Below are 25,794 nucleotides of genomic sequence, written 5' to 3' on the forward strand. Positions count from 1 at the left end.
TATCGCTGTCGTGGTGACGGCGTGACGCGGGATACGGTGATCACATGGCCGCTGAAACCCGGACCCCGCCGCGCGCATGGATCGACGCGGGGCTGCGGGCGTTGTCCACCGGGGGACCCGACGCGGTCCGTGTCGAGGCGCTCGCGAAGGCGCTCGGAGTCACCAAAGGCGGCTTCTACGGCCATTTCGCCGATCGCGGCGCGCTGATCGAGGAAATGCTCGTCACCTGGGAGCGGATGAGCACCGGCGAGTTGTTCGAGACCGTCGAGAGCGAAGGCGGCGACGCCAGGGCGAAGATCCGGCGCGCGGGCATGCTCGCCAGTGACCACCTGCTGCCGATCGACCTCGCGATCCGCGACTGGTCCAGGCGCGACCCGGCGGTCGCCGAGCGGCTCCGGCGCGTCGACAACCAGCGGATGGACTACCTGCGCTCGCTCATGCGCGAGATCTTCGCCGACGAGGACGAGGTCGAAGCCCGCTGCCTGCTCGCGTTCTCACTGCTGATCGGCAAGCACTTCATGGCCGCGGACCATGGCGCCCACAGCCGCGACGAGGTCACCGAACTCGCCGGGAAGCTGCTGCTCGACGGCTAGACCGTGTCCTGGTCGTCCTCTTCCGGCGTGGTCGGGACCTGTTTGCGCGCGACGTAGATGAGCAGCCCGATGATCACCACGGGGCCGACGAAGATCAGGATCTCGTCCCAGCCGCCCTGGTGCATCATCATCACCCGCGCCGCGATGGTCATGAGCCGGAGACCAGCGCGATCCCGAGTGCGGTGTAGGCGATCATCAGCGCCAGCATGGGGTACTGGCCCACCTTGACGTAGTTCGCGCGCAGCACGCCGACGGAACGGTCATGCGCCGAGGTTACGGCCAGCACGTGCCCGGCGACGATCCCGGCGATCTGCACCAGCGCGATCACGCCGGTCGAGACGACCGTGTAGTCGATCGCGCGGCCGAAGCCCTGCTGTCCGGAGAACACCGCGAACGAAAAGTAGTGCGCGACCGTGTAGCCGACCATGATCGGGATCAGGGACGGCGCGAACGCGGGGTAGGGGTCGAATCCGCGACGCAGGTAGGGCCTGGTCAGGCTGATGGCGCCGGCGTACGCGCCATAAGTGAGCGCGATGCAGGCGGCAAGCCCCGCGGTGCCTCCGAGGACACCCGCGTCCAGCGACGTCCAGAAGGGGAGCCGGGTCAGGCCGTCGAACGCCGTCGACCCGAGCACCACCAGGACCAGCGCGGTCAGCCAGGGCGCGGGGGAGAGGGTGAGCAGGCCATCCAGGGGGTTCCGGAGCACGAGACGTCCGTCGGCGCGCCTGCCGAAGGGGGAGAGGGCCGCGATCAACCGCGCGTAGACCTCGAAAGCGTCACCCCGGTCGAACCAGCGCGGCCCGAAGGCCACCCCGAAAGCAATCTGTATAACGGCATATACGGAGCAGAAGAGAGCGATCGCACGCGGCGAGTCCGAATGCGGGAAGACCAGTTCCAGCCACAAGAACGCCAAGAGGCCGGCGATCGCGGGCAGGTAGTCCAGCCGGTCGGGGAGTTCCCTGTGTCGGACCGGGAACAAGGAGGCGACCGTCCTCAGTGGATTCAGCCGGGTCCAGACCGGACCGAACAGCAGGGAGAGTGGCACCAGGCCGACCCAGAACCAGACGTAGAACCACGCCGAGGCGGGGTTGTCCGCCGAACTGTCCGGACCGGCCCACGCCATCACCAGGAATCCCGCGAACAGCAGGACCCCCGCCACCCGCAACGCGACACGGGCCGGTGTGCTGTCCACGAATCCTTGCAGGGCGGGGGGAAGCGGCCGGCCGGCGTCGGCGCCGCGGAGTTTCGGTTCCTTCCAGAGCACGGTGAGCGCGAAGAAGGAGACCACGACGGCCGCCGCTCCCGCGTACAGGGCGAGCCACAGCGGGACCGGCAGATCGGACCGGCCGCCGAGACCGTGCGCCAGGATCATCCGCTCACCCGGAGCTTGGTCACCGCCGCGCCGCTCTTGTGCAGTTCCACCTCGAAGATCCCGTCGATGTTCGCGGTGAACGAGACGGTCCCCGGGACGCCGGGCGCCAACTGGGCGGCCTTGTCGTAGCCGTGGACGTGTAGTTCGTCCGCCTGGTCGGAGGTGACCTCCAGTGCGACGTTCTCGCCGGTGCGCACCGCGACCTCTTCCGGGCCCGCCGTGCGGCGGCCCTCGGCGATCGAGAACTTCACGGTCCGCGTGCCGGTGCCCGGCGCGGGTTCGGAGCCGGTCGATCCCGAACAGCCTGTCACGGCCAGCAGCGCGGCCATGGTGATCCCGCAGATCCCGCCGATCCTCCGCATCGAGGTCCCTTTCAAGTCGTACGCCCCGGCTTGCCTGTCCGGGACCTTGCCCCTATCGTGTTACCCCAAGGTAACAGTTACTTAGGTTAGCAGGAAGGCGAGCACGGTGTTCATGGCTCAGGAGAGCCCGCCTGCCGGCGGCGCGCAATTCGGGCAGATCGTCATCGCGGGCCTGATGTTCACCGCGGTCTTCCTGCCACTGGCTGTTTTCGTCCTCCGTGAGCGCGCGGGGAAGCGGACCGTCTTCGGCCGGATCGCCGACTGGACGGGTGAATTCAGCGGTCTGCCGCGGTGGGCGGCGCTGCCGATGGTCGTCGCGTTCTTGTCCGGTATGTCGGCGCTGATCGGCGTCTACTGGGACGTGCCGATCCATATGGAACTCGGCCGCGACGAGGGGCCGCTCGCGAACCCGTCGCACTACCCGATCTACTTCGGACTGATGGGCATCTTCGCCGCCGGCGTGCTCAGCGCGACCCTGGCGACGAAGGACCTGCCCAAGCGCACGTTCAAGATCGGCCCGCACTGGCGGGCCCCGATGGGCTCCATCCAGATGATGGCGACCGGTCTGGTCGGCATCGCCGGCTTCCCGCTCGACGACGTCTGGCACCGGCTGTTCGGCCAGGACGTCACCGAATGGGGCCCGACCCACGTCCTGATGATCGGCGGCGGCGTCTGCGTCGTCCTCGGCCTGCAGTTGCTGCTCGGCGAGGCGCGTCAGGTCGGCGCGACCGGACCGATCGTGCGCCTGCTCGGCCCGGTGCTCGCCGGTGCCTGGATGATGGGCGCTTCGGCGTTCCTGATGGAGTTCGACCTCGGCGTGCCGCAGTTCCCGATGCTGTCGCAGGTCGTGCTGGTCGGACTGATCGGTGCCTGGACGCTGACCTACGGACGGCTGTCCTGGGGACCCGGCGGCGCGCTGATCGTCGTCGCGGTCTTCCTCGTGTCGCGCGCCTCCTTCACCATCATCCCGCTTTTCGCGGACCTCCACGTCGCGTCGCTGCTGCCGTACATCGCCGAAGCGGTGATCATCGAAGTCGTCGCTCTGGCCCTGCGTAACCGCCAGGGGTACACGTTCGCCGTCGTGGCCGGTCTGCTCGTGGGGACCGCCGGGATGCTCGCCGAGGCGGCGTTCACCCATTGGCTGATGCCGAACCCGTGGCCGTCCGCGCATCTGCCGCTGTTCCTCGTCTTCGGGACCGGCGCGGCACTCGCGGGCGCGTTCATCGGCGTCTGGCAGTACCAGCGGGTCGAGGAGACGGCGACGCTGGAACCCGCGTCCGGTCCCCGGCACGCGATCGGTCTCGTCGGAGCCCTGGGCGCGGTCGCCCTGATGTCGTCGGTCGCCGTCCCGGGCGACCCGGAACCCGGGTTCACCGCCGACGTCCGGCTGACCGAGGCCGCCGCGGGACTGCCGATCTCGAACCCGCACGGCGGAGGCACGCCTCGCTGGGTGGACGCGACCGTCACGCTCTCCCGGCCCGACCTGGCCGACGACGCCGTGTGGCTGAACGGCTTTTCCTGGCAGGGCGGCGATTTCTTCACCGCGCCGCTGGAGAAGATCGGCGACGGCGTCTACCGCACGGCCCAGCCGCTGCCGGTGTTCGGCCAGTGGAAGACCGGGATCCGCGTGCACGTCCCCAACCGGGTGATGGGCCTCGCCCCGATCTACGCCCCCGCGGACCCGGCCGCGAACGCGCCCGCGATCGACGCCGCCTCCGGCCCGCGCGAATTCATGTCCGAGATCGAGTTCCTGCAACGGGAACGGAAATCCGAGACGCCCGCCGTGCTGTGGACGGTCGCCTACGCCACCGTGGGCCTGATCTTCGCCGGTATGTGGGCGCTGTTCGCGTGGCTCTACGCGGGTGCCGCCACCGCGCGGCGGCGTGAGGTCTCCGTCGGCTGAAGCAGGAGGGCAGTCGCCGGTGCGAAGGTGGCCGTCGAGTCGTATCGCGACACGGCGGCCACTTTGCTGTCCGGTATCGATTGAGCATCATCGGGCGCAAGCGTTCTGCAAGCGCGCTCTCCTTGAATGCCCAGGACGCAGCGGTCGTGCCCTCGTCATACGCCCAAATGGTGACCGAAAGCGACTTTGCTATCACTGACGGTCACTTTTGACCACGCGACGGCGTTATCCGTGCACGTGGGGTGTTGGCGAGTCATTGCGCGGTTACCGCGACATGTGGTTACTTTTCCGCTTCGGGGGTTGGATACAGCGAGTTTCGATGGGGTGGTCTTCGTGCGCACAGAGCGTTTTCCCAGGCGACGACGCGGTCTTCGCGTGGTCGCGGTCCTCGCCGCTTCGGCGGTCGCGACGGTGCCTTTCGTGCCCGCCGCGACGGCGCAGCAGCAGGGGAAGGTGCTGCGGGTGGCGCTCACGACCGGGATCGACCACCTGAACCCGTTCACCGCCACGTTGTCGGCGGCGACGCAGGTCGGCCGGTTCAACTACGAGTTCCTCACGCTGCCCTCGGCGGAGGACACCCAGCCCACGGGCGGGGTCGCGGAGTCGTGGAAGACCTCCGACGACAAGCTCACCTGGACCTTCACCATCCGTCAGGGGATGAAGTGGTCCGACGGTAAGCCGGTGACCGCGCAGGACCCGGCGTACACCTTCCAGCGGATGCTCGACGACGAGAACGCCCGCACCGCGAACGGCAGCTACGTCACCAACTTCGAGTCGGTGTCGGCGCCGGACGACAAGACCCTCGTCATCAAGACGAAGGCGCCGCAGGCGAGTATGACCTCGCTCGACGTCCCGATCGTGCCCAAGCACATCTGGGAGCCGATCAAGGACCTCAACGCACCCTCGACCGACGAGATGGCCGTCGTCGGTGTCGGCAGCGGCCCGTACCTGCTGACCGAGTACAAGAAGAACGAGTTCGTGAAGTTCAAGGCGAACAAGGACTACTGGCGCGGAGCCCCCAAGGTCGACGAACTGCAGCTCCTGCAGTTCAAGGACGCCGAGGCCGCGGTGAACGCGCTGAAGCAGGGCGAGGTCGACGTCATCAACCGGCTCACGCCGACCCAGTTCGACGCGCTCAAGGGCCAGTCGGGCATCACGACGAACAAGGCACCCGGACGCCGGTACAACGAGCTCATCATCAACTTCGGCGTCAAGAACGTCGCCGAGCAGCCGATCGGTGACGGCAACCCGCTGCTCAAGGACATCCGCGTCCGCAAGGCGATCGCGCAGGCCATCGACACCCAGGCCATCGTCGACCGGGTGATGAACGGCTACGGCCAGCCCGGAACCGGCGTCGTGCCCGCGATCTACAAGGCCTACACCTGGACGCCGTCGGACGCCGAGAAGACCAAGTACGACACCGCCGCCGCGAACGCGACCCTCGACCAGGCCGGCTTCGCGAAGGGCCCGGACGGCATCCGTGTCGCCCCTGGTGGCGCGAAGCTGGAGTTCCGCCTCGCCGGGCACGCCAACCGTCCGTTCGACCAGCGCACCGCCCAGTTCGTCGGTGGCTGGCTCAAGGACATCGGCATCGGCGTCAAGCAGGAACTCGTCTCCGACGACGAACTCGACGACCGCACCACCGCGGGCAACTACGACCTGGCGATCTCCGGGTACGGCACCTCGCCCGACCCGGACTACGCGCTGTCGCTCAACACCTGCGCCGCCCGTCCGAACGCCCAGGGCAACGGCGGCACCAGCGCCACCTTCTTCTGCGACCCGCAGTACGAAGACCTGTACAAGAAGCAGCTGACCGAGTTCGACCCGGCCAAGCGCGCCGAGATCGTCAAGCAGGCCCAGGCCGTGCTGGCGAACCAGTACGTCGACGTCGTCCTCGACTACGACAACGTGCTGGAGGCCTACCGCTCGGACAAGTTCTCCTCGTTCACCAAGCAGCCGCAGCCCGAAGGCGCGATCCTCGAGCAGTCCGGCTACTGGGGCGTCTACGGCGCCACTCCGGGTGATGCCGCCGCGGCCGGCGCGGAGGACGGCGGGAGCAACACCGGACTGTGGATCGGTATCGGCGCCGTCGTGCTGGTCGTGCTCGTGGGTGGCGGCGTGCTGCTCGGGCGGCGCGGCAAGTCGGCCGACGACCGGGAGTAAAGGACAGCGTTGACCGAGGCACTCAGTTCTCTCGACCAGAACTCGGCGCTCGTCGATCCCGACGAGCGCCGAGGCGGGACCGGCACCGCCCGGTTCGTGCTTTCGAAGATCGGTGAGGCGATCGCCAGCCTTCTGCTGGTGATCGTCCTCAGCTTCTTCCTGTTCCGGATGCTGCCGGGCGATCCGGTGCGGTTCATGGTCCGCGACCGGCCCACGGACGCCAAGATGATGGCGGAACTGCGGGAGCAGATGGGCGTGGACAAGCCCCTGCTGCAGCAGTTCTGGGACTACTTCACCGGTCTCCTGACCGGTGACATGGGCCGGTCCTACATCCTCAAGCAGCCTGTCGCCGGGCTGATCGGGGAGCGGCTGTGGCCGACGATCCTGCTGGTCGGCAGCGCGACCGTGCTCGCGATCGCGCTGGGGCTCTGGCTCGGCATCCGGGCGGCGTGGCGCCGCAACAGCACCTTCGACCGCGTCCAGACCGGGATCGCGCTCACCCTGTGGTCGGTCCCGCAGTTCTGGCTGGGGCTCATCCTGCTCGTCGCCACGAACGGCCTCTTCCCCAGCCGTGGCATGCATTCCCCGGACGTCGCACCCGGATTCTTCAGTGAGGGCCTCGACGTCCTGCACCACCTGGTGCTGCCGTGCCTCACGCTGCTGGCGGTCTTCTACGCCCAGTACATGCTGGTGATGCGGTCGTCCCTGATCGGTGAGATGAACTCGGACTACCTCACCACCGCGCGGGCCAAGGGGCTGCGGGACGAACTCGTGCGCAAACGGCACGCGGTGCCCAACGCGCTGCTGCCGACCGTCACGCTCGTCTTCATCCAGTTCGGCATGGTGGTGTCCGGCGCGGTCTCGGTCGAGGCCGTGTTCAGCTGGCCCGGCCTCGGGCAGCTGCTCTACACCTCACTGCAGGGGCCGGATCTTCCTCTCCTGCAAGGAGTTTTCGTGGTGCTCGCCGGTGCGGTGGTGCTGATGAACCTGTTCGCGGAACTGCTCTACCGCGTGCTCGACCCGAGGGTGCGGACGGCATGACCACAGCGGAGAAACCCAGCGGCATCGTCTGGCGTCGTCGTCGCGAGGCGGCGGCGAAGCACTGGCACGAGTTCGCCATGAACAAGGCCGGGCTGTCCGGTCTGATCTTCCTCGGCGTGATCACCCTGCTGGCCGTCCTGCTCCCGGTGATCTCGGACGAATCCGGCCTCGACGTCACGAAGGCCACGGGTGGCTCGCTCGAAGGACCGAGCGGGGAGTTCTGGCTCGGCACCGACATCGACGGCCGGTCCGTTCTGCTCATGACCTTCTGGGGGGCGAGGGTCTCGCTCCTGGTCGGGTTCTCGGCCGCGTTCCTTTCCGTGTTCATCGGGGCGGTCATCGGGATCGCGGCCGCGCATTTCGGCGGCTGGGTGTCCGGGCTGCTGCTGCGGTTCACGGACTTCTTCCTGGTGCTGCCGTCGCTGGTGCTCGCCGTCGCGCTGGCGGCGGTGCTGGACCAGGGCACGATGACGGTGATCGTCGCCATCGGCGTCACGGCCTGGCCGAGCACCGCGCGTCTGGTGCGGGCGCAGACGCTGACCATCGAAAGCCGGCCGTACATCGAGCGCTCGAAGGCGCTCGGTGGCGGGCACCTGCACATCATCGGCAAGCACGTGCTGCCCGGCGTCATGCCGCTGGTGCTGGCCAACACCACGCTCGTCGTCGGCAACGCGGTGATCGCGGACGCGACGCTGGCGTTCCTCGGCGTCGGCAACGCGAACACCGTTTCCTGGGGCGCCATGCTGGAGGTGGCGCTGAACAACGGCGCGATCAGCAAGGGCGCCTGGTGGAACCTGTTGCCGCCGGGCATCGCGATCGTCGTGGTCGTACTCGCCTTCACCCTCGTCGGACGCGCGCTGGAGACCGTGCTGAACCCGCGCCTGAAGGGACGGCACTCATGAGCCCCTTGCTGGAACTGAAGAACCTCGGCGTCACCTACGCCACCGGAAGCGGCGAGGTCGCCGCCGTCCGCGGTGTCGACCTCGTACTCGAACCCGGTGACACGCTCGGCGTGGCGGGGGAGTCGGGGTCGGGGAAGTCGACGGTCGCGATGAGCGTCCTGCGGCTGCTCCCGCGTTCGGCGAAGGTCAGCGGCGAGATCCTGCTCGACGGGGAAGACGTCACGGCCATGAAGTGGGGCAGGCTGCGCGCGGTGCGCTGGGCCGAGGCCTCGGTCGTGTTCCAGGGTGCGATGCACGCGCTCAACCCGGTCCGCAAGATCGGCGAGCAGATCGCCGAGCCGATCCGCCTGCATCCGCCCGGCGGCAAGGCGTTGTCCGACGCCGAGGTCCAGGCCAAGGTCGCGGAACTGCTCGAACAGGTCGACCTGCCGCCCGGGCGGTCCGGCGCGTACCCGCACGAGCTGTCGGGCGGCCAGAAACAGCGCGTCATGATCGCGATGGCCCTGGCCTGCTCGCCGCGGCTGATCATCGCGGACGAGCCGACCACCGCACTCGACGTCATCGTCCAGGCCCAGGTGCTCGACCTGCTGGGCAGGCTGGTCGCCGAGCAGGGGATCGGGCTGATCATGATCAGTCACGACCTGTCGGTGCTCGCCGCGACGTGTCGCCGCATCGCGGTCATGTACGACGGCGAGATCGTCGAGGAACGGCCGAGCGCCGAGTTGATGAGCGCGCCTCAGCACGAGCACAGCAAGGCGCTGGCGGCCGCGTTCCCGACCGTCGGCGATCCGGTGTCCCGGTTCGCGCCGGCCACCAGCACACCGCTCCCACCGGAGCCGGAACGCGGCGGCGACCAGCCCGCGTTGCTGGAGGCCGAGGATCTGCGGGTCAGCTTCCGTGACCGGACCGGCAAGCGGATCAACGCCGTCGCCGGAGTGAGTCTCCAGGTGCGGAAGGACGAGATCGTCGCGCTGGTCGGCCAGTCCGGCTCGGGCAAGACGACGCTGGCCCGGACGCTGCTCGGGCTGCAGAAACCCGACTCCGGTGCGGTCCGCTACGACGGCAAGCCGGTTCCGCTCGGCGGTGCCGGGCTCAAGGCGTACCGGCGTCAGGTCCAGCTGGTCCTGCAGGACCCGACGAGCGCGTTGAACCCGAACCACACGGTGTACGAGGCCGTCGCGGAAGGCCCGCGCATCCACGGCATGGGGGCGACCGAACGCGAGATCGTCATCAAGGCTCTCGAATCGGCCGAACTGCGTCCCGCGGAGAAGTTCCTCGACCGGCTCCCGCACGAGCTGTCCGGCGGGCAGCGTCAGCGGGTGGTCATCGCGGGCGCGCTCGCGCTGGACCCGGGGGTGGTGGTCGCCGACGAACCGGTGGCCTCGTTGGATGCGTCCGTCCGCGGGGAGATCCTCGCGCTGCTGCTGCGCCTGCGGCGTGAGCTGGGTCTCGCCGGGCTGGTGATCACCCACGACCTCGGGCTGGCGTGGAACATCGCCGACCGGGTCGCGGTGATGTACCGAGGGGAACTGGTGGAGGTCGGTACCGTGGAAGAGGTCCTGCTGGACCCGAAACACGAGTACACGAAGTCGCTGCTCGCCGCGTTGCCCGGTGGTACCGCCCAGCGGGCGGCGGCCGACCGCTGACCGACGGAATTCCCGTCTCCGACGCGGGAAACACCCATTGCCGCGCACTCGCACAGGCGCGGTGTGTAACCTCCAATCTCGAAATGGCGACCACGACAGACTCCCCGCAGACGCCCTCGGCCGGTTCGCTCGGCGAGCGGCTCCGGGTGCCTTCCCGGTTCCCGTACCGCACGATCGCGATGGGAACCATCGGCAGCACGCTGCTGATGCTGGCCGCACTCGGCGCGGGCGGCATCCTCATCCGTGACCCGATCCTGGGTCACGGACCGCTGTCGTGGATCCGCTACGGCCACGGCCGCATCCTGGCGAATGTGATGCTCTACACGGGCTTCGCGCTGATCATCTGGGCGTGGGTGCGGCTGGGCCGCTACGCGCTCGCGGGCCGTATCGGCAGCCGTCCGATCGTGATCGCCGCGGCCTGCTGGATGGCACCGCTGCTGGTCTCGCCGCCGCTGTTCACCCGCGACGTCTTCTCGTACCTCGCGCAGGGCGCGCAGTTGCTGAACGGGCTCGACCCGTACGCCAACGGCCCGGCCGAACTCGTCGTGCTGCCGGACGTCGTGCAGAACGTCCACCCGCTCTGGCAGACCACGCCCGCCCCGTACGGCCCGCTGTTCCTGCTGGTCGCGAAGTGGATCGTCGGGATCACCGGCAACGACATGATCGCCGGCGTCATCGCGACCCGGCTCGTGCTGATGATCGGCCTCGTCGGGATGCTCTGGTCGCTGCCTCGGCTGGTCAAGCACCTCGGCGGCAAGCTGCCGATCACCCTGTGGCTCGCCATCGCCAGCCCGATGACCGTGATCCACCTCGTCGGCGGTCCGCACAACGACCTGCTGATGCTGGGCTTCCTCACCATCGGCGTGCTGGCCGCGCTGGAGCGCAAACACGTCCTGGCGATCGTCCTGGTCACCATCGGCATGCTGATCAAGCCCACCGCGGCCTGGGCACTGCCGTTCCTGGTGTGGGTGTGGGCGAACCACCTGCCCGGCGACCGGAAGGTGGTCAACTTCTTCCGCGCGGGCGCCGCGTCGGTCGGGATCTTCCTGCCGGTGTTCGTCGCCGGGACCTGGATCTCGCTCGGCTCGGTCAACCTAGGCTGGCTGACCGGCCTCAAGGCGCCGACGCTGATCGCGAACTGGATGAACTTCCCGACCGGCATCGGCGAGATCTTCTACTCGCTGGTGAACCTGGTGATCGACGTGGAGGTCTCGCCGTTCGTCACGGTGTTCCGCGCGATCGCGATGGTCGGCCTGTTCGTCTTCGCCGGCCGCCAATGGTGGCTGGCCCGCAACGGCGGCAACCCGGCGATCCACCGCATGGCGATCGTCCTGCTGGCCGGTGCGATCGTCCCGCCGCCCTCGCTCCCGTGGTACCTGACCTGGGGCTTCGTGGTCCTGTCGGCGTTCGAATGGCGCCGCCGGAACCTCGCGGTCGTCGTCGCGGTCTCGGTGTTCGTGACGCTGGTGTACTACCCGACAGGGGAGCAGGCGCTGTACGACTGGTGGTTCATGGCGGGCGTCGTCGCGGCGAGTGTCTACGCGGCCGCTTCGCTGCTGCGGCCGGATCCGCTGGGGATCATCGCCGCTTGGCGAGGAAAGCCCGCGGAGCAGTTCCTGCCCGCTGAAGCCCGTCGGTCCTGATCTGCTGAAGTCCGTGAAGGCCCCCTTGAGGGATCCAGGGTCCGTGAAGGAGGCCTTCACGGACTACTCAATGTGTATAACGACCTATACGGCCTGGCGACGAGCTTGTCGCCGTGAACCGGCGACAAGCCCAAAAAAGCTCAAGAAGCCTGCCACCCACGCCAGGCGTGGACCAGGGTGCTCACCACGGAGTGCGGGGGAGGCTGAGCCTCGTACTGCGGATACTTCTCCCGCAGCAACCGCACCGGAAGTGCCTGCTCGTCAGGCTCGGTGAGCACCCGCGCGACCCCGTCGGCCCGAGCCCACCACAGCTCCGCCCAGTCCTCGGCGTACTGATCGGTGAGGAAACTGACCGCCGGGTTCTCGGCGATGTTCTTCAACCGCCGCAACGCCGTCGTGCTCTTCGGCTTGTGATCGATGGCGAACGCGATCGAATCGCCTTCGACGACGAAGGTCACCGGCACCAGATGGGGTACGCCGTCCGAACCCACCGTCGCCAGCCGCGCGATCCTCTGGCTTTCGAACCGGGCACGGGCTTCCGCAGGCGTCGACCGCATGCGGCAACGGTACCTACGCCGAGCGACGCACGCGGAGCACGTTGTCCGCCCGCGTGCCTTCCTGCCCTTCCGGTCCCGGGAAATCGCGAGTGACCAGTTCCTGCGCTTCGACGGTCCAGCCTTCGGGCAGCGCCAGCGCTTCGAGGACTTCGGCGGGCGTGGGGAAGTGGACGTCGACGTGTGGCGGGTCCGTCATCCAGGTCGGCCAGCCGGCGTGGCCGACGACCAGCAGTGTCCCGCCCGGCGCGACGGCTTCGGCGGCGCGCCGGAGCGCCTTGTCGCGTGCCCCGTTCTCCTCCACGGGGGAGTGGAAGAACTGGGCCGAAACGAGATCGAAGCTGCCCTCGGGGAGCGACTCGGTGAGATCGTGGCGCTCCCAGACGATGCCTTCGGCGCCGACTTCGGCCGCGTGCGCGGCGGCCCGTTTCAGTGCGGTGTCCGAGATGTCGACGGCGGTGACGCGCCACCCCTGCCGAGTCAGCCAGATGGCGTCGCCGCCTTCGCCGCAGCCGAGGTCGAGCGCGGTGCCGGGCGTCAGCGGAGCGACCTCACGCTCGAGGAGCGGGTTCACCTTCCCGCTCCAGACCTGCTCCTTGTCCCGGTAGAAGTCTTCCCAGAACTGCTGTGTGGAATCCATGACCGAAAGATGCCCTCGGCGGGCCGAAACCGCCAGTTCCGTTGCTGTTATGGCAACAGGGTGAGCGTTCCCGCGCCGGCGTCGAGGGTGGCCCGCGCGCCGAGGGGGATCGTCGGCGACGCCGGGACGTGCCCGAAGCCGAAGTCCCACACCATCGGTACACCGAGAGGTCCGAGTCGTTCGAGCATCAGATCCCGGATCGGCGCGGGGTCACCGCACCCCTCCCACGAGCCCAGCACGATTCCCCGGACGCCGTCGAACCAGCCGGAACGCAGCAGCTGGGTCACCATCCGGTCGAGCCGATAGGGGCGTTCGGTGACGTCCTCCAGGAGCGCGATCGTCTCACGTGCCGAGCCTTGCTCCGGTGTGCCGAGACCCGCCGCCAAGAGCGCGAGGTTGCCGCCGATGAGCGTGCCGGTCGCGGTGCCGGGCACCAGCGGCGACGCGGTCGGCGACGGGATCGTCCGGACGCTGTCCGGTTCGAACAACGACAGGCGCAGATGTTCGGCGGCCACCGCGTCGAACAGGATGCTCGCGGGCATGGGGGAGAACAGCGTCTCCAGTCCCAAGTGGACATTCACGGCCCGGTGCATCGCGGTCACGTCACTGGATCCGGCGAACATCTTGGGCCCGGCCGTTCGCAGCGTCTCCCAGTCGACGAGGTCGAGTATCCGCTGCGAGCCGTAGCCGCCGCGGGCGGCGAGGACACAGGTCACGCCCGGATCCAGCCAAGCCTGGGTGAACTCGGCGACCCGTGCTTCGTCGGGAGCGGAGAGATAGCCGTCGGGCGCCGCGCGGACGCAGTCGCCGACGCGGACCTCGACACCCCAGCCGTTCAGCACCGGCAGCGCCTTGTCGACGAGGTCCGCCGGCACCGGGCCGGCCGGGGCGACCAGGGCGATCGTGTCGCCCGGTCGTACCTTCGGCGGCTTCACCGGCTCAGAGGGAGTTTTGCCACGCCCGGGGTCTCGAAGCCGAAAACCTGGCCGTAGAAGGACAACTCCGCTTCGAGCGCGGCGACGATCGTCTCCGCCTTGCGGAAGCCGTGCTGCTCTCCTTCGAACCTCAGGTACGCGTGGTCGATGCCGCGTCCGGCGAGGCCGGCCACGAACCGGTCCGCCTGCTCCGGCGGGCAGATCTCGTCCTCAAGTCCCTGGAGGAACAACAACGGCCCCGCGAGCGTGTCCGCGTTGGTGATCGGGGAGCGATCCCGGTAGCGCTGCTCGGTCTCCGGCAGCGGCCCGATCAGCCCGTCCAGGTAGCGGGACTCGAAGTCGTGCGTCTCGCCGCCGTCGCCGGTCCATTGGTAGAGATCGAGGATCGGGTACATGACGGTGCCCGCCCGGTAGGTCGTGGTGGTGGTGAGCGAGGCGGCGGAGGTGAAGCCGCCCGCGCTGCCGCCGCGGATCGCGAGCCGGTCGCCGTCGACGGTGCCCTCGGCGGCGAGTGCTTCGGCCACGGCGACACAGTCGGCGACGTCGACGACGCCCCACTGCTCGCGAAGCCGCTCGCGGTAGGCGCGCCCGTATCCGGTCGAGCCGCCGTAGTTCACCGTGACGACGGCGATGCCGCGGCTGGTGAAGTACGCGATGTCGAAGTCGAGTACCTGGCTGTCCCGTCCGGTGGGGCCGCCGTGCGGGTAGACCACCAGCGGCGGGCGTTCCCCGTCCGGCGCGGCGAAGTCGGCGTTCGCGGGCAGATAGACGAAGGCGGGCACGCGGTCGCCGGCCTCGGTCTTGAAGATCCGCTCGACGGGCGTGGAAAGGTAGTCGTACGACGGCGGTTCGGGCGCCGACGCGAGTTCGGTCACCGCCCCACCGTCGAGGTCGACCTTCACGACGGCGCCTTCGCGTTTCGGTCCCGCGGCGACACCGGCGATCCCGCCCGCGTGGACGGCGAAACCGTTGATGGACCACGCGGTCAGCTCCGCGGCGGCCGTGACCGGCGTCACTTCCCGGGTCGCTTCGTCGAGGACGGCGAGGCGACCCGAAGCCAGGACCGCGTGCTTTCCGCCGCCGAGAGGTGTGAACCAGCGTGCGCCGAGCTTCCACAGCGCGCCGCCGATTTCCCGTTCCACCGGCGCCAGATTCTCGATGTCGCCGTCGAGACCGACACGGTGCAGGTTCCACCAGCCGTCCGGGTCGAGCAGTGCCAGCAGGGTGTCCGGGGATTCCCATTCGACCTGGCAGACGGCGATGTCGGCGGCCCCCGCGAGTACCCGATGCGGGCCGAACGTGCCGTCTTCGCGGACGTCGGCGACGCACAGCTCCGTGCCGTCCCAAGGCATCGCGGGATGGTTCCAGCCGATCCATGTTGCCCGCGCGCCGCCGGGCGAGAGCTGCGGCGCGGTGAGGAAGTGGTGACTGGCGGCCAGGACGCGTTCCGGGCCGCCGGCGAGGGGGAGTGCGATGAGGTCGCGGGCGATGTCGGTGCGGCGCGGGCCGGTGCTGCGTTCGCGGACCAGCCACACCTCGCCGGCGGGGCCGGGCCGGAGATCGCTGTAGCGGATCCCTTGGCGGGTCTCGGGTTCCGGTGTCAGTGCGGTCGTCTCACCGGTCGCCAGATCGCGGCGGTAGACGCGCTGATCCGACCAGTGGGTGAAGACGAGGACGTCGTCCACGACGAGCCACGGGCGGCCGCCGTATTCGTGCACCCGGTTCCGGACGTTCCACGGAGCGGGAAGGACGTCTTCGGTCGTGCCGTCCTCACGTGCCCGCACGAGCGTGACGCGGCCGCCTTCGCCGGTTCTGGCTTCGGCCCACCAGACCTCGTCGCCGACGGTTCCGAGCCATTGCGCGCTGACTCCCGAAGCCGCGACGTCGGCGGCCGACAGGGGAGACGTCCAGGTGCCGTAAGGGGCGATCTCAACCACAGCTGAAGACTAGGTTCGCCGCTTTGCCCGCGGTGGCCCGGGGCACACCCGCGGCGAGCCGCCGGGCCTGGCGATTTCGCTTACGGCGGAACGGTGGGGCGGCGGATGCCGATCATGGGGCCGTGGCCTAGGGTCAAAGGTGCCATGTCTCGCGTAATCCACGTCTTCCGCCAACCCGACCGGTTCGTCGCCGGCACCGTCGGGGAACCAGGCGACCGCACGTTCTACCTCCAGGCGTCCGAGGACGTCCGCACGATCAGTGTGACGATCGAAAAACAGCAGGTCGTGGTCCTGGCCGAACGGCTCGGCTCGCTGCTGGAAGAGGTCGCCAACCGGTTCGGCGCGGACGTACCGGACGACGCGCCCGACGAACTGCTCGACGTCGACCCCCTGACCGTTCCGGTCGAGGAGGAGTTCCGCGTCGGCACGATGGGCCTCGGCTGGGACGCCGACAGCAGCGCCGTCGTCATCGAGCTGCTGGCGATGACCGAGGGCGAGGTGGACGAAACGGTCGTTCTGGACGACACCGAAGAAGGACCGGACGCCGTCCGCGTCTTCCTGACCCCGGGTGCCGCGCGCGCTTTCGCCGAGCGCGCCGACCGGGTGGTCAACGCCGGCCGCAAACCGTGCCCGCTGTGCGCCGAGCCGCTCGACCCGGCCGGGCATATCTGCCCGCGGCAGAACGGGTACCGGCGCGACGTCGACGTCCTCGAGGACTGACCGCGTGGAGGAGACTTCGCGGGAGCTGGTGACGCGCGGCAAGATCGACGTCGAAGGCAGGCTCGTCGACGCCTCCAACGTCACGCTCTTCTGCAAGATCGAACTCGACGGTGTGACCGGCGACGTCGTGTACAAGCCGGTGTCCGGTGAACGGCCGCTCTGGGACTTCCCGGACGGGACGCTCGCCGGCCGCGAGGTCGCGACGGCCATGGTCGCCGAGGCCTCCGGGCTCGGCGCGATCCCGCCCACCGTGCTGCGCGACGGTCCGTTCGGTCCGGGCATGGTGCAGCTGTGGATCGAGACCACCGACGAGGACCTGGTCGACGTCCGATCCCCGGACAACCTGCCGGAGGACTGGCGCGTGGTGCTGCACGCGCACGACCGCGACGGTGAGCCTGCCGTCCTCGCGCACGCGAACCACCAGGGGATGCGCGAACTGGCGGTCCTGGACATCGTGGTCAACAACACCGACCGCAAGGGTGGCCACCTGCTCGCCGGGACCGACGGCCGCGTCTACGGCGTGGACCATGGGATCTGCCTGCACACCGATCCGAAGCTGCGCACGGTGCTGTGGGGCTGGATCGGGGAGAGTCTCACCGACGTCGAGGTCGGCAAGCTGCGCGGCCTGCGCGAGAAACTGGACGGCGAGCTCGGGGAAGCGCTGAGCGAGCACATCACCGGGTTCGAGATCCGTGCGCTCGCCGAGCGTGCCGACTTACTCCTGGCGGAAGGTGTGTTCCCGGAGCCCGGGGACGACTGGCGGGCGATTCCGTGGCCGTTGTTCTGATCGACGAGGAGGCCCGCGAACGCCTGATCAAGCGATTCGGCGAAGACGTCACGACCTGGTGCGACGCTTTCCCCGCGCTCGTGGCGCGGCTGGCGAAGCAGTGGGGGCTCACGGTCGTCGGCGCGAAGCCCGGCAACACCGGCCGCACACTGATCTGCGTCGGCGACGACGGAGCGAAGAAGGTCCTGAAGCTGACGCCGGACCACTCGATCGCCGAGTCCGAGGCCGGCGCGCTGCGGGCATGGAACGGTTGCTCCCGCGTCGTGCAGGTCGTCGCCACCGAACTCGCCGACGGCGCGATCCTGTTGGAAGGCCTCGATCCCGGCACGGAGTTGCGGGAATCGGGTGCCGACGTCCCCTGGCCGGAGATCGGGGACCTGCTGACCCAGATCCATGCCGTGACCCCGCCCAGCGGGTTCTCGACGCTGGAAGACCGGGTGCGCTACATGTACGCCCTCGCCGAGCGAGGTCTGCGTGGTTCGGTGGCCGAAGCCACCTTGCCGATGGAAACTCTCGATCGTGCCCGGCTGCGGGCTCTCGACCTCGCGACCAGCGGGGGAGGGAAGTCGATCGTGCACGGCGATCTGCACCCGGGCAACGTCCTCGACGGCGGGCCCGGCCGGGGAGCGGTCGCCATCGACCCGCGCCCGAGCATCGGTGATCCGTCCTTCGACCTGGCAGACTGGGTCACGCTGCCGATGCTCGACGGCGGCACCCTCGAAGACGGCTTCGACGCCATCGCGCCGCATCTGCCCACGTTCGACGCCGAACGCGTCCGGGCGTGGTGCGTCGCGCTTTCGCCGCTTTTCGTGATGCGCCCGCTCGAACGCGGCGAACGAAGCCCGTTCATCGACGCGATGCTGCGGATGGCCGCCTGACCGGCGTGGCGGGGCGACGCCGGCCCCGGGCACCGCTAGCGTCGTCCGCCGTGCGCTCCCATTCGTACGACGACGTGCTGTCCGGTCCGCGCAAGCGGAAGATCCCCGAGGTGCCCGCCGAACCGGGACTCGTGGTCGAGGATCCGGCCAGCGGGTACTGCGGCGCCGTGGTGAAGATCGAGTACGGCAACGTCGTGCTCGAAGACCGGCACGGCAAGCATCGCGTGTTCCCGTTGAACCCGGCCGGGTTCCTGCTCGAAGGCAAGCCGGTGACACTGGTGCCGGCGAAGGCCGCGCCCAAGGCGCCCGCGCGGCAGATCTCCGCGTCCGGCTCCGTCCGCGTCCAAGGGCACAAGGCCCGCGTCGCGCGCGATTCGCGCATCTGGGTGGAAGGCAAGCACGACGCCGAACTCGTCGAGCGGGTCTGGGGCCACGACCTGCGGGTCGAAGGCGTCGTGGTGGAACCACTCGATGGTGTGGACGTGCTCTCCGACCGGATCGGCGACTTCGGCACCGGGCCCGGCCGACGTCTCGGCGTACTGGTCGACCATCTGGTGGCGGGCAGCAAGGAATCCCGGATCGTCGACGGGATCCGCGACGAGTACGTGCTGATCACCGGGCATCCGTACATCGACATCTGGGAAGCCGTGAAGCCGTCGGTCGTCGGCATCCGTGCCTGGCCGAAGATCCCGCGTGGCACGGAGTGGAAACAGGGTGTCTGCGACGAACTCGGCTGGGGCGAGCCGTACGAAGGCTGGCAGCGGATCCTGGCGGCCGTCGGCAGCTACCGGGATCTGGAAACACCGCTGATCGGAGCGGTGGAACGGCTCATTGACTTCATCAGCGACCCGGGCGATGAGTCCTGAATGACCGGTTTGCGCGAGGTCACTCAAGGTCACGCGTCGGTCACGTCGGTTTCGCTTCTTCGGTATGAATCGGCGCGATCTGGGAGCATGAACGCATGACAGGCGCTCTCATCTGGCTGATCGCCGGCATCCTCCTGATCATCGCCGAGCTCCTCTCGGGTGACTTGTTCCTGCTCATGGTCGGTCTCGGAGCCCTGTTCGGGGCCGGCTCCGCCGCGTTGACCGGGAACCCCTTCATCGACGTCGCGGTGTTCGCCGTCGCATCGGTCGGGATGCTCGCCCTCGTCCGCCCGACCCTCAAACGCAGGTTCCTCTCGGGCCCGGACATCAAGACCAACACCGACGCGCTGATCGGCGCGCGAGCGGTAGTAGTGTCCACTGTGGACGTCGAAAGCGGCCAGGTGAAGCTGGCCGGTGACGTCTGGTCCGCCCGGTGCATGCTCGAAGGGGAAGCGATCGCGCCGGGGACACCGGTGACGGTCGTCGAGATTTCGGGTGCCACCGCTGTCGTTTCGGCCGAGCCGTGATGAGTACGGCCTGCCAAAAGATGTTCTACGTAAGGGGAAGGTAGTTGTCAGAGACAGTGGTGTTCATCGTTGTCGGGCTGCTCGCGTTGTTCGTGGTCGTCGTCGTGGTCAAGGCCATCATGGTGGTGCCGCAGGCGCAGTCCGCCGTGATCGAACGGCTGGGCCGGTTCCGGACGGTGGCTTCTCCCGGCCTGACGTTTCTGGTGCCCTTCCTGGACAAGGTGCGGGCGCGGATCGACCTCCGCGAGCAGGTCGTCTCGTTCCCGCCCCAGCCGGTGATCACCGAGGACAACCTGACCGTGTCGATCGACACGGTCGTGTACTTCCAGGTGACCGATTCGCGGGCCGCGGTCTACGAGATCTCGAACTACATCGTCGGTGTCGAGCAGCTGACCACCACGACACTGCGAAACGTCGTCGGTGGCATGAGCCTCGAGCAGACGCTGACCTCGCGTGACTCGATCAACAGCCAGCTCCGCGGCGTGCTCGACGAGGCCACCGGCCGCTGGGGCATCCGTGTCGCGCGAGTCGAGCTGAAGGCGATCGACCCGCCGCCCTCCATCCAGGACTCGATGGAGAAGCAGATGCGCGCCGACCGTGAGAAGCGCGCGATGATCCTGACCGCCGAAGGTCAGCGTGAGTCGGCGATCAAGACCGCGGAAGGTCAGAAGCAGAGCCAGATCCTCGCGGCCGAAGGTGCCAAGCAGGCCGCGATCCTGAGCGCGGAGGCGGAGCGGCAGTCGCGGATCCTGCGAGCGCAGGGTGAACGAGCCGCTCGCTACCTGCAGGCACAGGGTCAGGCGAAGGCGATCGAGAAGGTCTTCGCGGCGATCAAGGCCGGGCGTCCCACGCCCGAGGTCCTGGCCTACCAGTACCTGCAGACCTTGCCGCAGATGGCGCAAGGCGACGCGAACAAGGTCTGGATGATCCCGAGCGACTACGGCAAGGCCCTGGAAGGCTTCGCCCGCGCGCTCGGTGCTCCCGGCGACGACGGCGTGTTCCGCTACGAGCCGCCGAAGGAAGAGGTCGTCGAGAAGCCGGATCTCGAGGACGAAGAGGTTCAGGGCTGGTTCGACACCTCCAGCGACCCGAAGGTCGCCGAGGCCGTCGCCGCGGCGGAAGCCGTGGCACGCAAGGAGGTTCCGGCCCTGGGTGTCGCGACGCCGCGCCAGGAGCCGCCCGCGCCGCGTCAGGTTCCAAAGGCCGCGCCGGCTCCCGAGCCGGAGGCCGCTCCGGAGCCCCCGCAGCAGCAGGCCCCGCCGCCCGCCCAGCTCCCGCAGCCCCAGCCGCCGTCGGCTCCGCAGGGCGGCCCGTACCAGGGCCCTCCGGGACAGGCGCCGGGTGGTAGCGGACCGTTCCCGCAGCAGGGTCCGTTCGGCGGCCCTCAGGGCGGGCCGCCGCCGCAGCGCTGATCCAGGATCGGAAAAGGGCCGTCCCGTGAGGGGCGGCCCTTTTCCGTGGAGCTGAAGGGGACCTTCAGCTCTATGGGGTCCGCGTCTCGCCGCCGGTGTCTGACGGTTTCACCGGTTGAGCGTCACCGCCGAACGCTTCGGCGGCGGCGTGGACACGCAACTCTTCGATTTCGTCGATCTGCCGTCTGGCCCTCTTGATCAGATCGTCGAGGCGGCCGGCGTCGATCCGCGGATCGGTGTCGGCGCACACCCGCAGGGTTCGCCACCCGGACGCCTTGCCTTCGACACCCAGGCGCAACGCCTCGAGCTCGACGACCCGGCTCAGCGGGGATCTGGACACGAGCCGTCCGTTCGGCTTGAGCCGTGCCGCCTTCTCCACCGCCCAAGCCGCGACGGCCTTGTAGCGGCGGACCGGAACGTCCAGCGCCGCCATCACGGTCAGCAGAGCGGCACGGTCGTCCGCGATCTCCACGGCCAGTCTGTCGAGCACACCGGCGGGATCTCTGTCGCCTTCGGCGCCGGCGACGCGCTTGGCGAGTTCGGTTCCGGCGATGGCGCCCGCCAGGTGGTCGTTGAGGTAGATGCCGAGCAAAGCGGGGTCGGGGGAGGAAGTATGCATGTTCGAGGCGTACCCGCTCCCAGTGCGCCGAAACCGATCGGCGCTGGACCTCGACTGGAGTCGAAGTTGCAGGGTGTACGCCATGGACCGACCGATCTTCGATGTACAAGGTTTCCTCGACGAGCCGCGGTTGCCCGCCAGCGTCGCCGCCACGACCGGCCGGGGGAAGCCGGCCCTGGCGATGATGTGGTTCGTGGCCGAGGAGCGCCGGCTGTGGTTCCACACTCCGGTGCTCGACGATCGTCCGAACCCCTTCCTGGACGCGGCTCGCCACAACCGCGACGTCGCGGTCATGATCGCGACGTTCGCTCCACCCGATGACGTCCGGCAGGTGCGGATGACGGGGCCCGCCAGGCTGGAGACCAAGGACGTGGCGCGGGTCCGCCGCATCTACGAGCGCTACATCCCCGGCTGGTCGCCGGACTGGGCGGACCACGCGGCGTCGCCGAACGCCTTGCTGTGGTCGATGTCCCCGGACCGGGGTATGGCCGCGACCTACCCCGGTCTGGAGAACCGCCCGGTTTTCCGATGGTCCGCACCGGCGGACGGACCGCTCAACTCCTGAGGAAGCCGAGATTCCGGTATTCGTCGACCACCGCGGCGAGCTCGGCGATCCGCGCTTGTCCGGCGTCGATGAGGCGTTGCCCGGCGGCCGTCCACAGATCCAGGTCGGGGGACATCGGCGGGATCTCGGACAGGATCTCCGCGCTCTCGGCCAGGCTGAGTCCGACGCGCTGGGCGGCGACCGCGAGCCGGATCCGGCAGATGGCGTCGACCGTGAACCGGCGGGCGTTGCCCTTGGTCCGCTCGGCGGTGATGACGCGGTACCGCTCGTAGTACCGGACGGCGTTGGCCGAGACCCCGGCCCGGCTCGCGACCTCGCTGATGGTCAGGCGCCCGTCTGCCAGAGGAACTGCCGCGGTCCGCGTCATGCCGCACTCCGTACCGTCGTGGGTTCCGCCACCGGGGCGGCCAGGGCGGGCCGGGTCCTTAGCCTGACCACCAGGGCGATCACCATGACCGCGAGGACACCGAAGAGAGTCACACGGTATGCGGACACGACCTCCGCGGAGAGCGTCGCGTCGGACGCCGGGTCCGCCAAGGCCGCGAGGCCCCGCCCGTCGGTGGCCGCCGCGGTCAGGGCGGTGAACACCGCGCTCACCGCCGTGGTGCCGACGGCCGTCGCGATGGTGCTGGTCAACGGCAGGATCGCGGAACCGGACGCGAGGTCTGAACCGTGCAGGTTCCGCCCGGCGCTCACGATGGTGGGCATCATGATCGCTCCGGTGCCGGCTCCCTGGACCACTCCCAAGATCGCCAGCAGGAGGTACGGCGTCTCCGGCGTGAGGACGAGCGTGGTCAGCCCGGTGGCGACGATCGCGAGACTCAGCCCGGTCCCGACCACGATCCGCGGACCGAAGCGTTCCAGGACGCGGGCGGCGATCTGGATGCTGACGCCCATCCCGATCGCGGCCGGCACCCCAAGCAGTGCGCTGATCAAGGCCGAGTCGCCGCGGATGACCTGGACGTAAGTCGGCATCAGCAGCATCGAGCCGAAGTACGGCGCGGCGTAGAGGACGAGGATCACGGCGTTGCGCCCGAACGTCCGGTCACGCAGGAGACGGACGTTCAGCAGCGGCGCGTGATGCCGCCACGACCGGCGGACGAACGCGGTGATCAGCGCCAGGCCCACCAGGACGATCGACGTACGGATGGTGGCGCCGGTCGACTCTTCGCTGAGGCCGTAAGCCACCGCGACGACACCGGGGACGAGCAACAGGCCGCCCACGAAGTCGATCGGGATACGTTCCGTCGAAAGCGGTCCGGCCGGTACCCAGCGCAGCACTCCCACGATGGCGAGCAGTGCGGGCGGAACGGTGATGAAGAACAGCATTCGCCACGACGCACTGTCCAGCAGGACGCCGCCGAGCACCGGGCCGAGGATCGGTCCGATGAGCAGGGGCAGGCCGGTGATCGTGGTCATCCGGCCACGGCGCTCCGGGGCCACCGCGCCGAAGCCGATGGTCATGCCCAAGGGATTGATCAGGCCTCCGGCGAGACCCTGGACCGCCCGGGCGGCGATCAGCCAACCGAGGTCACCGGCGGCTCCGGCGCCCGCCGACGCCACCGCGAACACGAGCAACGCCGCCAGATAGACGCGGCGCGCTCCCCAGCGTTGAGCGAGTGTCGCCGCGAGAGGCATCGCCGCGACCATGCCGAGCGCGTAGGCGGTGGCGATCCATTGGATCGTGGTGAGCGGAGCGGAGAAGGTCGTCATGAACTGCGGCAGCGCGACCGCGACGATCGTGGTGTCGAGGACGGCCATCAGCCCGCCGAGCGCGATGACCGACGCGATGCGCAGTTCCTGACCGGTCAGCCGGTTCATGCCGCACTCTCCACTTCGGCGACACGTCCGGCGCGCAGGGTGCGGGCCCACCAGCCGAGCTCGGTCATCGTCGCGGTCAGCGCGGCGCGCTCACCCTCGGTGGCCTTGTAGCCGTTCTCGCCGAAACGGGTCCACGGTGCGGCGAGGAGGACGGCGTCGCGGATGGTGGTGGCCCTCAGCTCGGGGAAGATCAGCCGCAGCTGCTCGATCGCACGGATGCCGCCCGACCCCGCGCCGTAGCCGACGAACGCGACGGGCTTGTACGCCCATTCCTGGTAATGCCAGTCGATCGCGTTCTTCAGCGCGGCCGGGAAACTGTGGTTGTACTCGGGTGTGACGACCAGGTAGGCGTCGGCCGCGTGCAGTCTGCCGCTGATCGCCGTCTCGGTGCCGCCGGGCCGCGTTCCCTGCAACGGGAGATCGACGTCGGCGAGGTCGATCACGTCGACCTCCAGGCCGTCGGTCGTGGCGAGTTCGGTCTCCAGCCAGCTCGTGATCGCGTCGGCGAACCGTTCGTGCCGGACGCTGCCGATGATCACGGCGAGGCGGAGTGGGGACTGTGCGGTGGTCTCGGTGCTCATGTCGATGACGCTAAAAGTTCGTCCATAGGTGAGCTCAAGGTCGTTGGGGCACTGATCACGATCCCTGGACCTCCAGCTATATCGAGGTTGTAGTGTTGACATGTAGGGAAAACCCTACGTATGGTGCCGGCATGAACATCGACCGGATCCAGTTCCTCACCGTGCCCGTCTCCGATCAGGCCAAGGCGCGGGACTTCTACGTCGGCAAGCTCGGTTTCGATCTGCTCGTCGAGGTCAGCGGGCCGCACGGCCCGTTCGTCATGGTCGGCCCGAAGGGGGCGGAGACCGGGATCGTCCTGGCCGACCGTCCCGTCGGCGGGCTCGACCACGACGCGCGGGTGCACCTCCAGCTCGCCACCACCGACGTCAACGCCGACATCGCCGGACTGCGCGCTCAGGGCGTCGAGGTGGGGGACGCGGAGGAGATGCCCTGGGGGCGCGCGACGTCCCTGAGGGACCCCGACGGCAACGCGATCGGGCTACTCGAAGCGTCGGGCTACGGGAACTGGCCGCGCTGATGCCGGTCAACGACGACGTGTTCGCCGCGCTCGCCCACCCGGCCCGTCGGGAGGTGCTGGGGATCCTCCTCGAAGGCCCGAGGGCGGCTGGGGAGATCGCCGAACGTTTCGACATGCGTCGTCCGAGTCTGTCCGAACACCTTCGGGTACTGCGAGAGGCCGGCCTCGTCCGCGAACAGCGGCACGGCCGAAACCGTGTCTACTCATTGGAAGCCGCGCCGCTGCAAGAGGTTTCGGACTGGCTCTCGCCGTACGAGCGGTTCTGGCGCGGCAAACTGGCGAATCTGCGTGACCTGCTCGACGAGGAGGACTTCTGAACGCCGAGGATCCGACAGCCGTCCACGTCGACCAGTTCCTGGCGCATCCGCCGCGCAAGGTGTGGCGCGCACTGACCGAACCGGACCTGCTGGAACGCTGGCTGCGAATGCCGAACGACATCAAACCCGTGGTAGGGCACCGATTCGAACTCCTCGCGGACCCGGTGCCTGCCGCGGGGTTCGCCGGTGGACCGGTGGCCTGCGAAGTGCTGGCCGTGGAGCCGGAACGGTTGCTCAGCATCAGCTGGGGTCCGGAATGGACGGTCACCTGGCGGCTCGAACCGGAAGGCCGGGGCACGCGGCTGTTCCTCAGCCACGAAGGCTTCGATCCCGACGACGAGTTCCAACGGATGTCGCGCAGGATCATGAGCGGCGGCTGGCGCACCGGCGTCCCGAAGGCCCTGGCTCGCGTACTCGATGACATGCCGGACTAGGGGGAGTGGCAGACCCTGGGCGGCCCGGGCTGAGGGAAAGGCGCAGGTGGCGCGATGG

The 25,794-nt window shown here is 69.0% G+C and carries 28 protein-coding genes; 17 read left to right on the forward strand and 11 right to left on the reverse strand.

Annotated features, from left to right (window positions below; all coding sequences use genetic code 11):
- Nucleotides 1-44 precede the first annotated feature (44 nt).
- Nucleotides 45-593, forward strand: a complete 549-nt coding sequence (locus H5J31_RS10730; RefSeq protein WP_181772353.1) for a TetR/AcrR family transcriptional regulator — start codon at nt 45-47, stop codon at nt 591-593.
- On the opposite strand, the gene H5J31_RS10735 is transcribed toward H5J31_RS10730, so the two are convergent.
- Genes H5J31_RS10735 through H5J31_RS10745 form a run of 3 tightly spaced genes read right to left on the reverse strand, consistent with a single transcriptional unit; the run spans nt 590 to nt 2,327 of the window.
- Entirely contained in the window at nt 590-745 is a 156-nt protein-coding gene (locus H5J31_RS10735; protein WP_181772354.1) for a hypothetical protein, read from the reverse strand. The two genes, H5J31_RS10730 and H5J31_RS10735, sit on opposite strands and share 4 nt — an antisense overlap.
- The gene (locus tag H5J31_RS10740; protein WP_181772355.1) at nt 742-1,965 is read right to left on the reverse strand and encodes a hypothetical protein; all 1,224 of its coding nucleotides are present in this window, start codon (nt 1,963-1,965) and stop codon (nt 742-744) included. The genes H5J31_RS10735 and H5J31_RS10740 overlap by 4 nt, the downstream gene beginning before the upstream one ends.
- A complete protein-coding gene (locus H5J31_RS10745) occupies nt 1,962-2,327 on the reverse strand; it encodes a cupredoxin domain-containing protein (protein ID WP_181772356.1) in 366 nt (121 codons plus the stop codon). The genes H5J31_RS10740 and H5J31_RS10745 overlap by 4 nt, the downstream gene beginning before the upstream one ends.
- A 112-nt stretch (nt 2,328-2,439) precedes the next feature.
- Between H5J31_RS10745 and H5J31_RS10750 the strand changes: the two genes are divergently transcribed.
- From H5J31_RS10750 to mptB, 6 genes are all read left to right on the forward strand, one after another.
- Entirely contained in the window at nt 2,440-4,230 is a 1,791-nt protein-coding gene (locus tag H5J31_RS10750) for a hypothetical protein (RefSeq protein WP_207897828.1), read from the forward strand.
- Nucleotides 4,231-4,605: 375 nt separating this feature from the next.
- Complete coding sequence (locus tag H5J31_RS10755; protein WP_181772407.1) at nt 4,606-6,393, forward strand: ABC transporter substrate-binding protein; 1,788 nt, start codon at nt 4,606-4,608, stop codon at nt 6,391-6,393.
- A 9-nt stretch (nt 6,394-6,402) separates the two neighbouring features.
- Nucleotides 6,403-7,434, forward strand: coding sequence for an ABC transporter permease (locus H5J31_RS10760; protein WP_181772358.1), 1,032 nt, complete (start codon nt 6,403-6,405; stop codon nt 7,432-7,434).
- Nucleotides 7,431-8,336, forward strand: coding sequence for an ABC transporter permease (locus H5J31_RS10765; RefSeq protein WP_181772359.1), 906 nt, complete (start codon nt 7,431-7,433; stop codon nt 8,334-8,336). Before H5J31_RS10760 ends, H5J31_RS10765 begins: the two co-directional genes overlap by 4 nt.
- A complete protein-coding gene (gene nikE / locus H5J31_RS10770) occupies nt 8,333-9,982 on the forward strand; it encodes a nickel ABC transporter ATP-binding protein NikE (RefSeq protein WP_181772360.1) in 1,650 nt (549 codons plus the stop codon). The genes H5J31_RS10765 and nikE overlap by 4 nt, the downstream gene beginning before the upstream one ends.
- 83 nt (nt 9,983-10,065) lie before the next feature.
- Nucleotides 10,066-11,625 carry a polyprenol phosphomannose-dependent alpha 1,6 mannosyltransferase MptB gene (gene mptB, locus H5J31_RS10775; protein WP_181772361.1) on the forward strand — a complete coding sequence of 520 codons (1,560 nt, stop codon included), beginning with the start codon at nt 10,066-10,068 and terminating at the stop codon, nt 11,623-11,625.
- Nucleotides 11,626-11,765: 140 nt separating this feature from the next.
- Here mptB and H5J31_RS10780 read toward each other — a convergent pair whose 3' ends face one another.
- The 4 genes from H5J31_RS10780 to H5J31_RS10795 are packed head-to-tail and all read right to left on the reverse strand — an operon-like array spanning nt 11,766 to nt 15,691.
- Nucleotides 11,766-12,182: a TIGR03668 family PPOX class F420-dependent oxidoreductase gene (locus H5J31_RS10780; RefSeq protein WP_181772362.1), complete on the reverse strand. Its 417-nt coding sequence runs from the start codon at nt 12,180-12,182 to the stop codon at nt 11,766-11,768.
- A gap of 13 nt (nt 12,183-12,195) precedes the next feature.
- Nucleotides 12,196-12,819, reverse strand: coding sequence for a class I SAM-dependent methyltransferase (locus tag H5J31_RS10785; RefSeq protein ID WP_181772363.1), 624 nt, complete (start codon nt 12,817-12,819; stop codon nt 12,196-12,198).
- Between the two features lie 47 nt (nt 12,820-12,866).
- Nucleotides 12,867-13,754, reverse strand: a complete 888-nt coding sequence (locus H5J31_RS10790; protein ID WP_181772364.1) for a S66 peptidase family protein — start codon at nt 13,752-13,754, stop codon at nt 12,867-12,869.
- Nucleotides 13,751-15,691 carry a S9 family peptidase gene (locus H5J31_RS10795; protein WP_181772365.1) on the reverse strand — a complete coding sequence of 647 codons (1,941 nt, stop codon included), beginning with the start codon at nt 15,689-15,691 and terminating at the stop codon, nt 13,751-13,753. Before H5J31_RS10795 ends, H5J31_RS10790 begins: the two co-directional genes overlap by 4 nt.
- A 144-nt stretch (nt 15,692-15,835) precedes the next feature.
- Between H5J31_RS10795 and H5J31_RS10800 the strand changes: the two genes are divergently transcribed.
- The 6 genes from H5J31_RS10800 (at nt 15,836) to H5J31_RS10825 (ending at nt 20,881) form a co-directional block, all read left to right on the forward strand.
- The gene (locus H5J31_RS10800; RefSeq protein WP_076166819.1) at nt 15,836-16,411 is read left to right on the forward strand and encodes a DUF3090 domain-containing protein; all 576 of its coding nucleotides are present in this window, start codon (nt 15,836-15,838) and stop codon (nt 16,409-16,411) included.
- A 4-nt stretch (nt 16,412-16,415) separates the two neighbouring features.
- Nucleotides 16,416-17,198: an SCO1664 family protein gene (locus H5J31_RS10805; RefSeq protein WP_181772366.1), complete on the forward strand. Its 783-nt coding sequence runs from the start codon at nt 16,416-16,418 to the stop codon at nt 17,196-17,198.
- Entirely contained in the window at nt 17,183-18,076 is an 894-nt protein-coding gene (locus H5J31_RS10810) for an aminoglycoside phosphotransferase family protein (RefSeq protein WP_181772367.1), read from the forward strand. Before H5J31_RS10805 ends, H5J31_RS10810 begins: the two co-directional genes overlap by 16 nt.
- Before the next feature lie 50 nt (nt 18,077-18,126).
- On the forward strand, nt 18,127-18,942 hold the full coding sequence (locus H5J31_RS10815) for a DUF3097 domain-containing protein (protein WP_181772368.1): 816 nt from the start codon (nt 18,127-18,129) through the stop codon (nt 18,940-18,942).
- A 95-nt stretch (nt 18,943-19,037) separates the two neighbouring features.
- Nucleotides 19,038-19,469 carry an NfeD family protein gene (locus H5J31_RS10820; protein ID WP_181772369.1) on the forward strand — a complete coding sequence of 144 codons (432 nt, stop codon included), beginning with the start codon at nt 19,038-19,040 and terminating at the stop codon, nt 19,467-19,469.
- Between the two features lie 56 nt (nt 19,470-19,525).
- Entirely contained in the window at nt 19,526-20,881 is a 1,356-nt protein-coding gene (locus H5J31_RS10825; protein WP_181772408.1) for an SPFH domain-containing protein, read from the forward strand.
- 70 nt (nt 20,882-20,951) lie between these two features.
- Here the strand turns inward: H5J31_RS10825 and H5J31_RS10830 are convergent, their stop codons facing one another.
- Nucleotides 20,952-21,500 (reverse strand): hypothetical protein, encoded by a 549-nt coding sequence (locus tag H5J31_RS10830; RefSeq protein WP_181772370.1) that lies wholly within the window; start codon nt 21,498-21,500, stop codon nt 20,952-20,954.
- 82 nt (nt 21,501-21,582) lie between these two features.
- Here H5J31_RS10830 and H5J31_RS10835 point away from each other — a divergent pair, with 82 nt between their 5' ends.
- The gene (locus tag H5J31_RS10835; protein WP_181772371.1) at nt 21,583-22,065 is read left to right on the forward strand and encodes a pyridoxamine 5'-phosphate oxidase family protein; all 483 of its coding nucleotides are present in this window, start codon (nt 21,583-21,585) and stop codon (nt 22,063-22,065) included.
- On the opposite strand, the gene H5J31_RS10840 is transcribed toward H5J31_RS10835, so the two are convergent.
- From H5J31_RS10840 to H5J31_RS10850, 3 genes are read right to left on the reverse strand one after another with little or no spacing between them, the layout of a single operon-like run.
- A complete protein-coding gene (locus H5J31_RS10840) occupies nt 22,055-22,432 on the reverse strand; it encodes a MerR family transcriptional regulator (RefSeq protein WP_181772372.1) in 378 nt (125 codons plus the stop codon). The genes H5J31_RS10835 and H5J31_RS10840 overlap by 11 nt on opposite strands.
- On the reverse strand, nt 22,429-23,886 hold the full coding sequence (locus H5J31_RS10845) for a DHA2 family efflux MFS transporter permease subunit (protein ID WP_181772373.1): 1,458 nt from the start codon (nt 23,884-23,886) through the stop codon (nt 22,429-22,431). Before H5J31_RS10845 ends, H5J31_RS10840 begins: the two co-directional genes overlap by 4 nt.
- Complete coding sequence (locus tag H5J31_RS10850) at nt 23,883-24,467, reverse strand: NADPH-dependent FMN reductase (RefSeq protein ID WP_181772374.1); 585 nt, start codon at nt 24,465-24,467, stop codon at nt 23,883-23,885. The genes H5J31_RS10845 and H5J31_RS10850 overlap by 4 nt, the downstream gene beginning before the upstream one ends.
- Nucleotides 24,468-24,598: 131 nt before the next feature.
- On the opposite strand from H5J31_RS10850, the gene H5J31_RS10855 reads away from it, so the two are divergent.
- The 3 genes from H5J31_RS10855 to H5J31_RS10865 are packed head-to-tail and all read left to right on the forward strand — an operon-like array spanning nt 24,599 to nt 25,736.
- A complete protein-coding gene (locus H5J31_RS10855; RefSeq protein WP_181772375.1) occupies nt 24,599-24,985 on the forward strand; it encodes a VOC family protein in 387 nt (128 codons plus the stop codon).
- Nucleotides 24,985-25,302, forward strand: a complete 318-nt coding sequence (locus H5J31_RS10860; RefSeq protein ID WP_181772376.1) for a metalloregulator ArsR/SmtB family transcription factor — start codon at nt 24,985-24,987, stop codon at nt 25,300-25,302. Before H5J31_RS10855 ends, H5J31_RS10860 begins: the two co-directional genes overlap by 1 nt.
- Complete coding sequence (locus tag H5J31_RS10865) at nt 25,299-25,736, forward strand: SRPBCC family protein (protein ID WP_181772409.1); 438 nt, start codon at nt 25,299-25,301, stop codon at nt 25,734-25,736. The genes H5J31_RS10860 and H5J31_RS10865 overlap by 4 nt, the downstream gene beginning before the upstream one ends.
- The last annotated feature ends 58 nt before the right edge of the window (nt 25,737-25,794 follow it).

Origin of the sequence: Amycolatopsis pittospori, from assembly GCF_013870525.1 — a bacterium.
Classification (GTDB): Bacteria; Actinomycetota; Actinomycetes; order Mycobacteriales; family Pseudonocardiaceae; genus Amycolatopsis; species Amycolatopsis pittospori.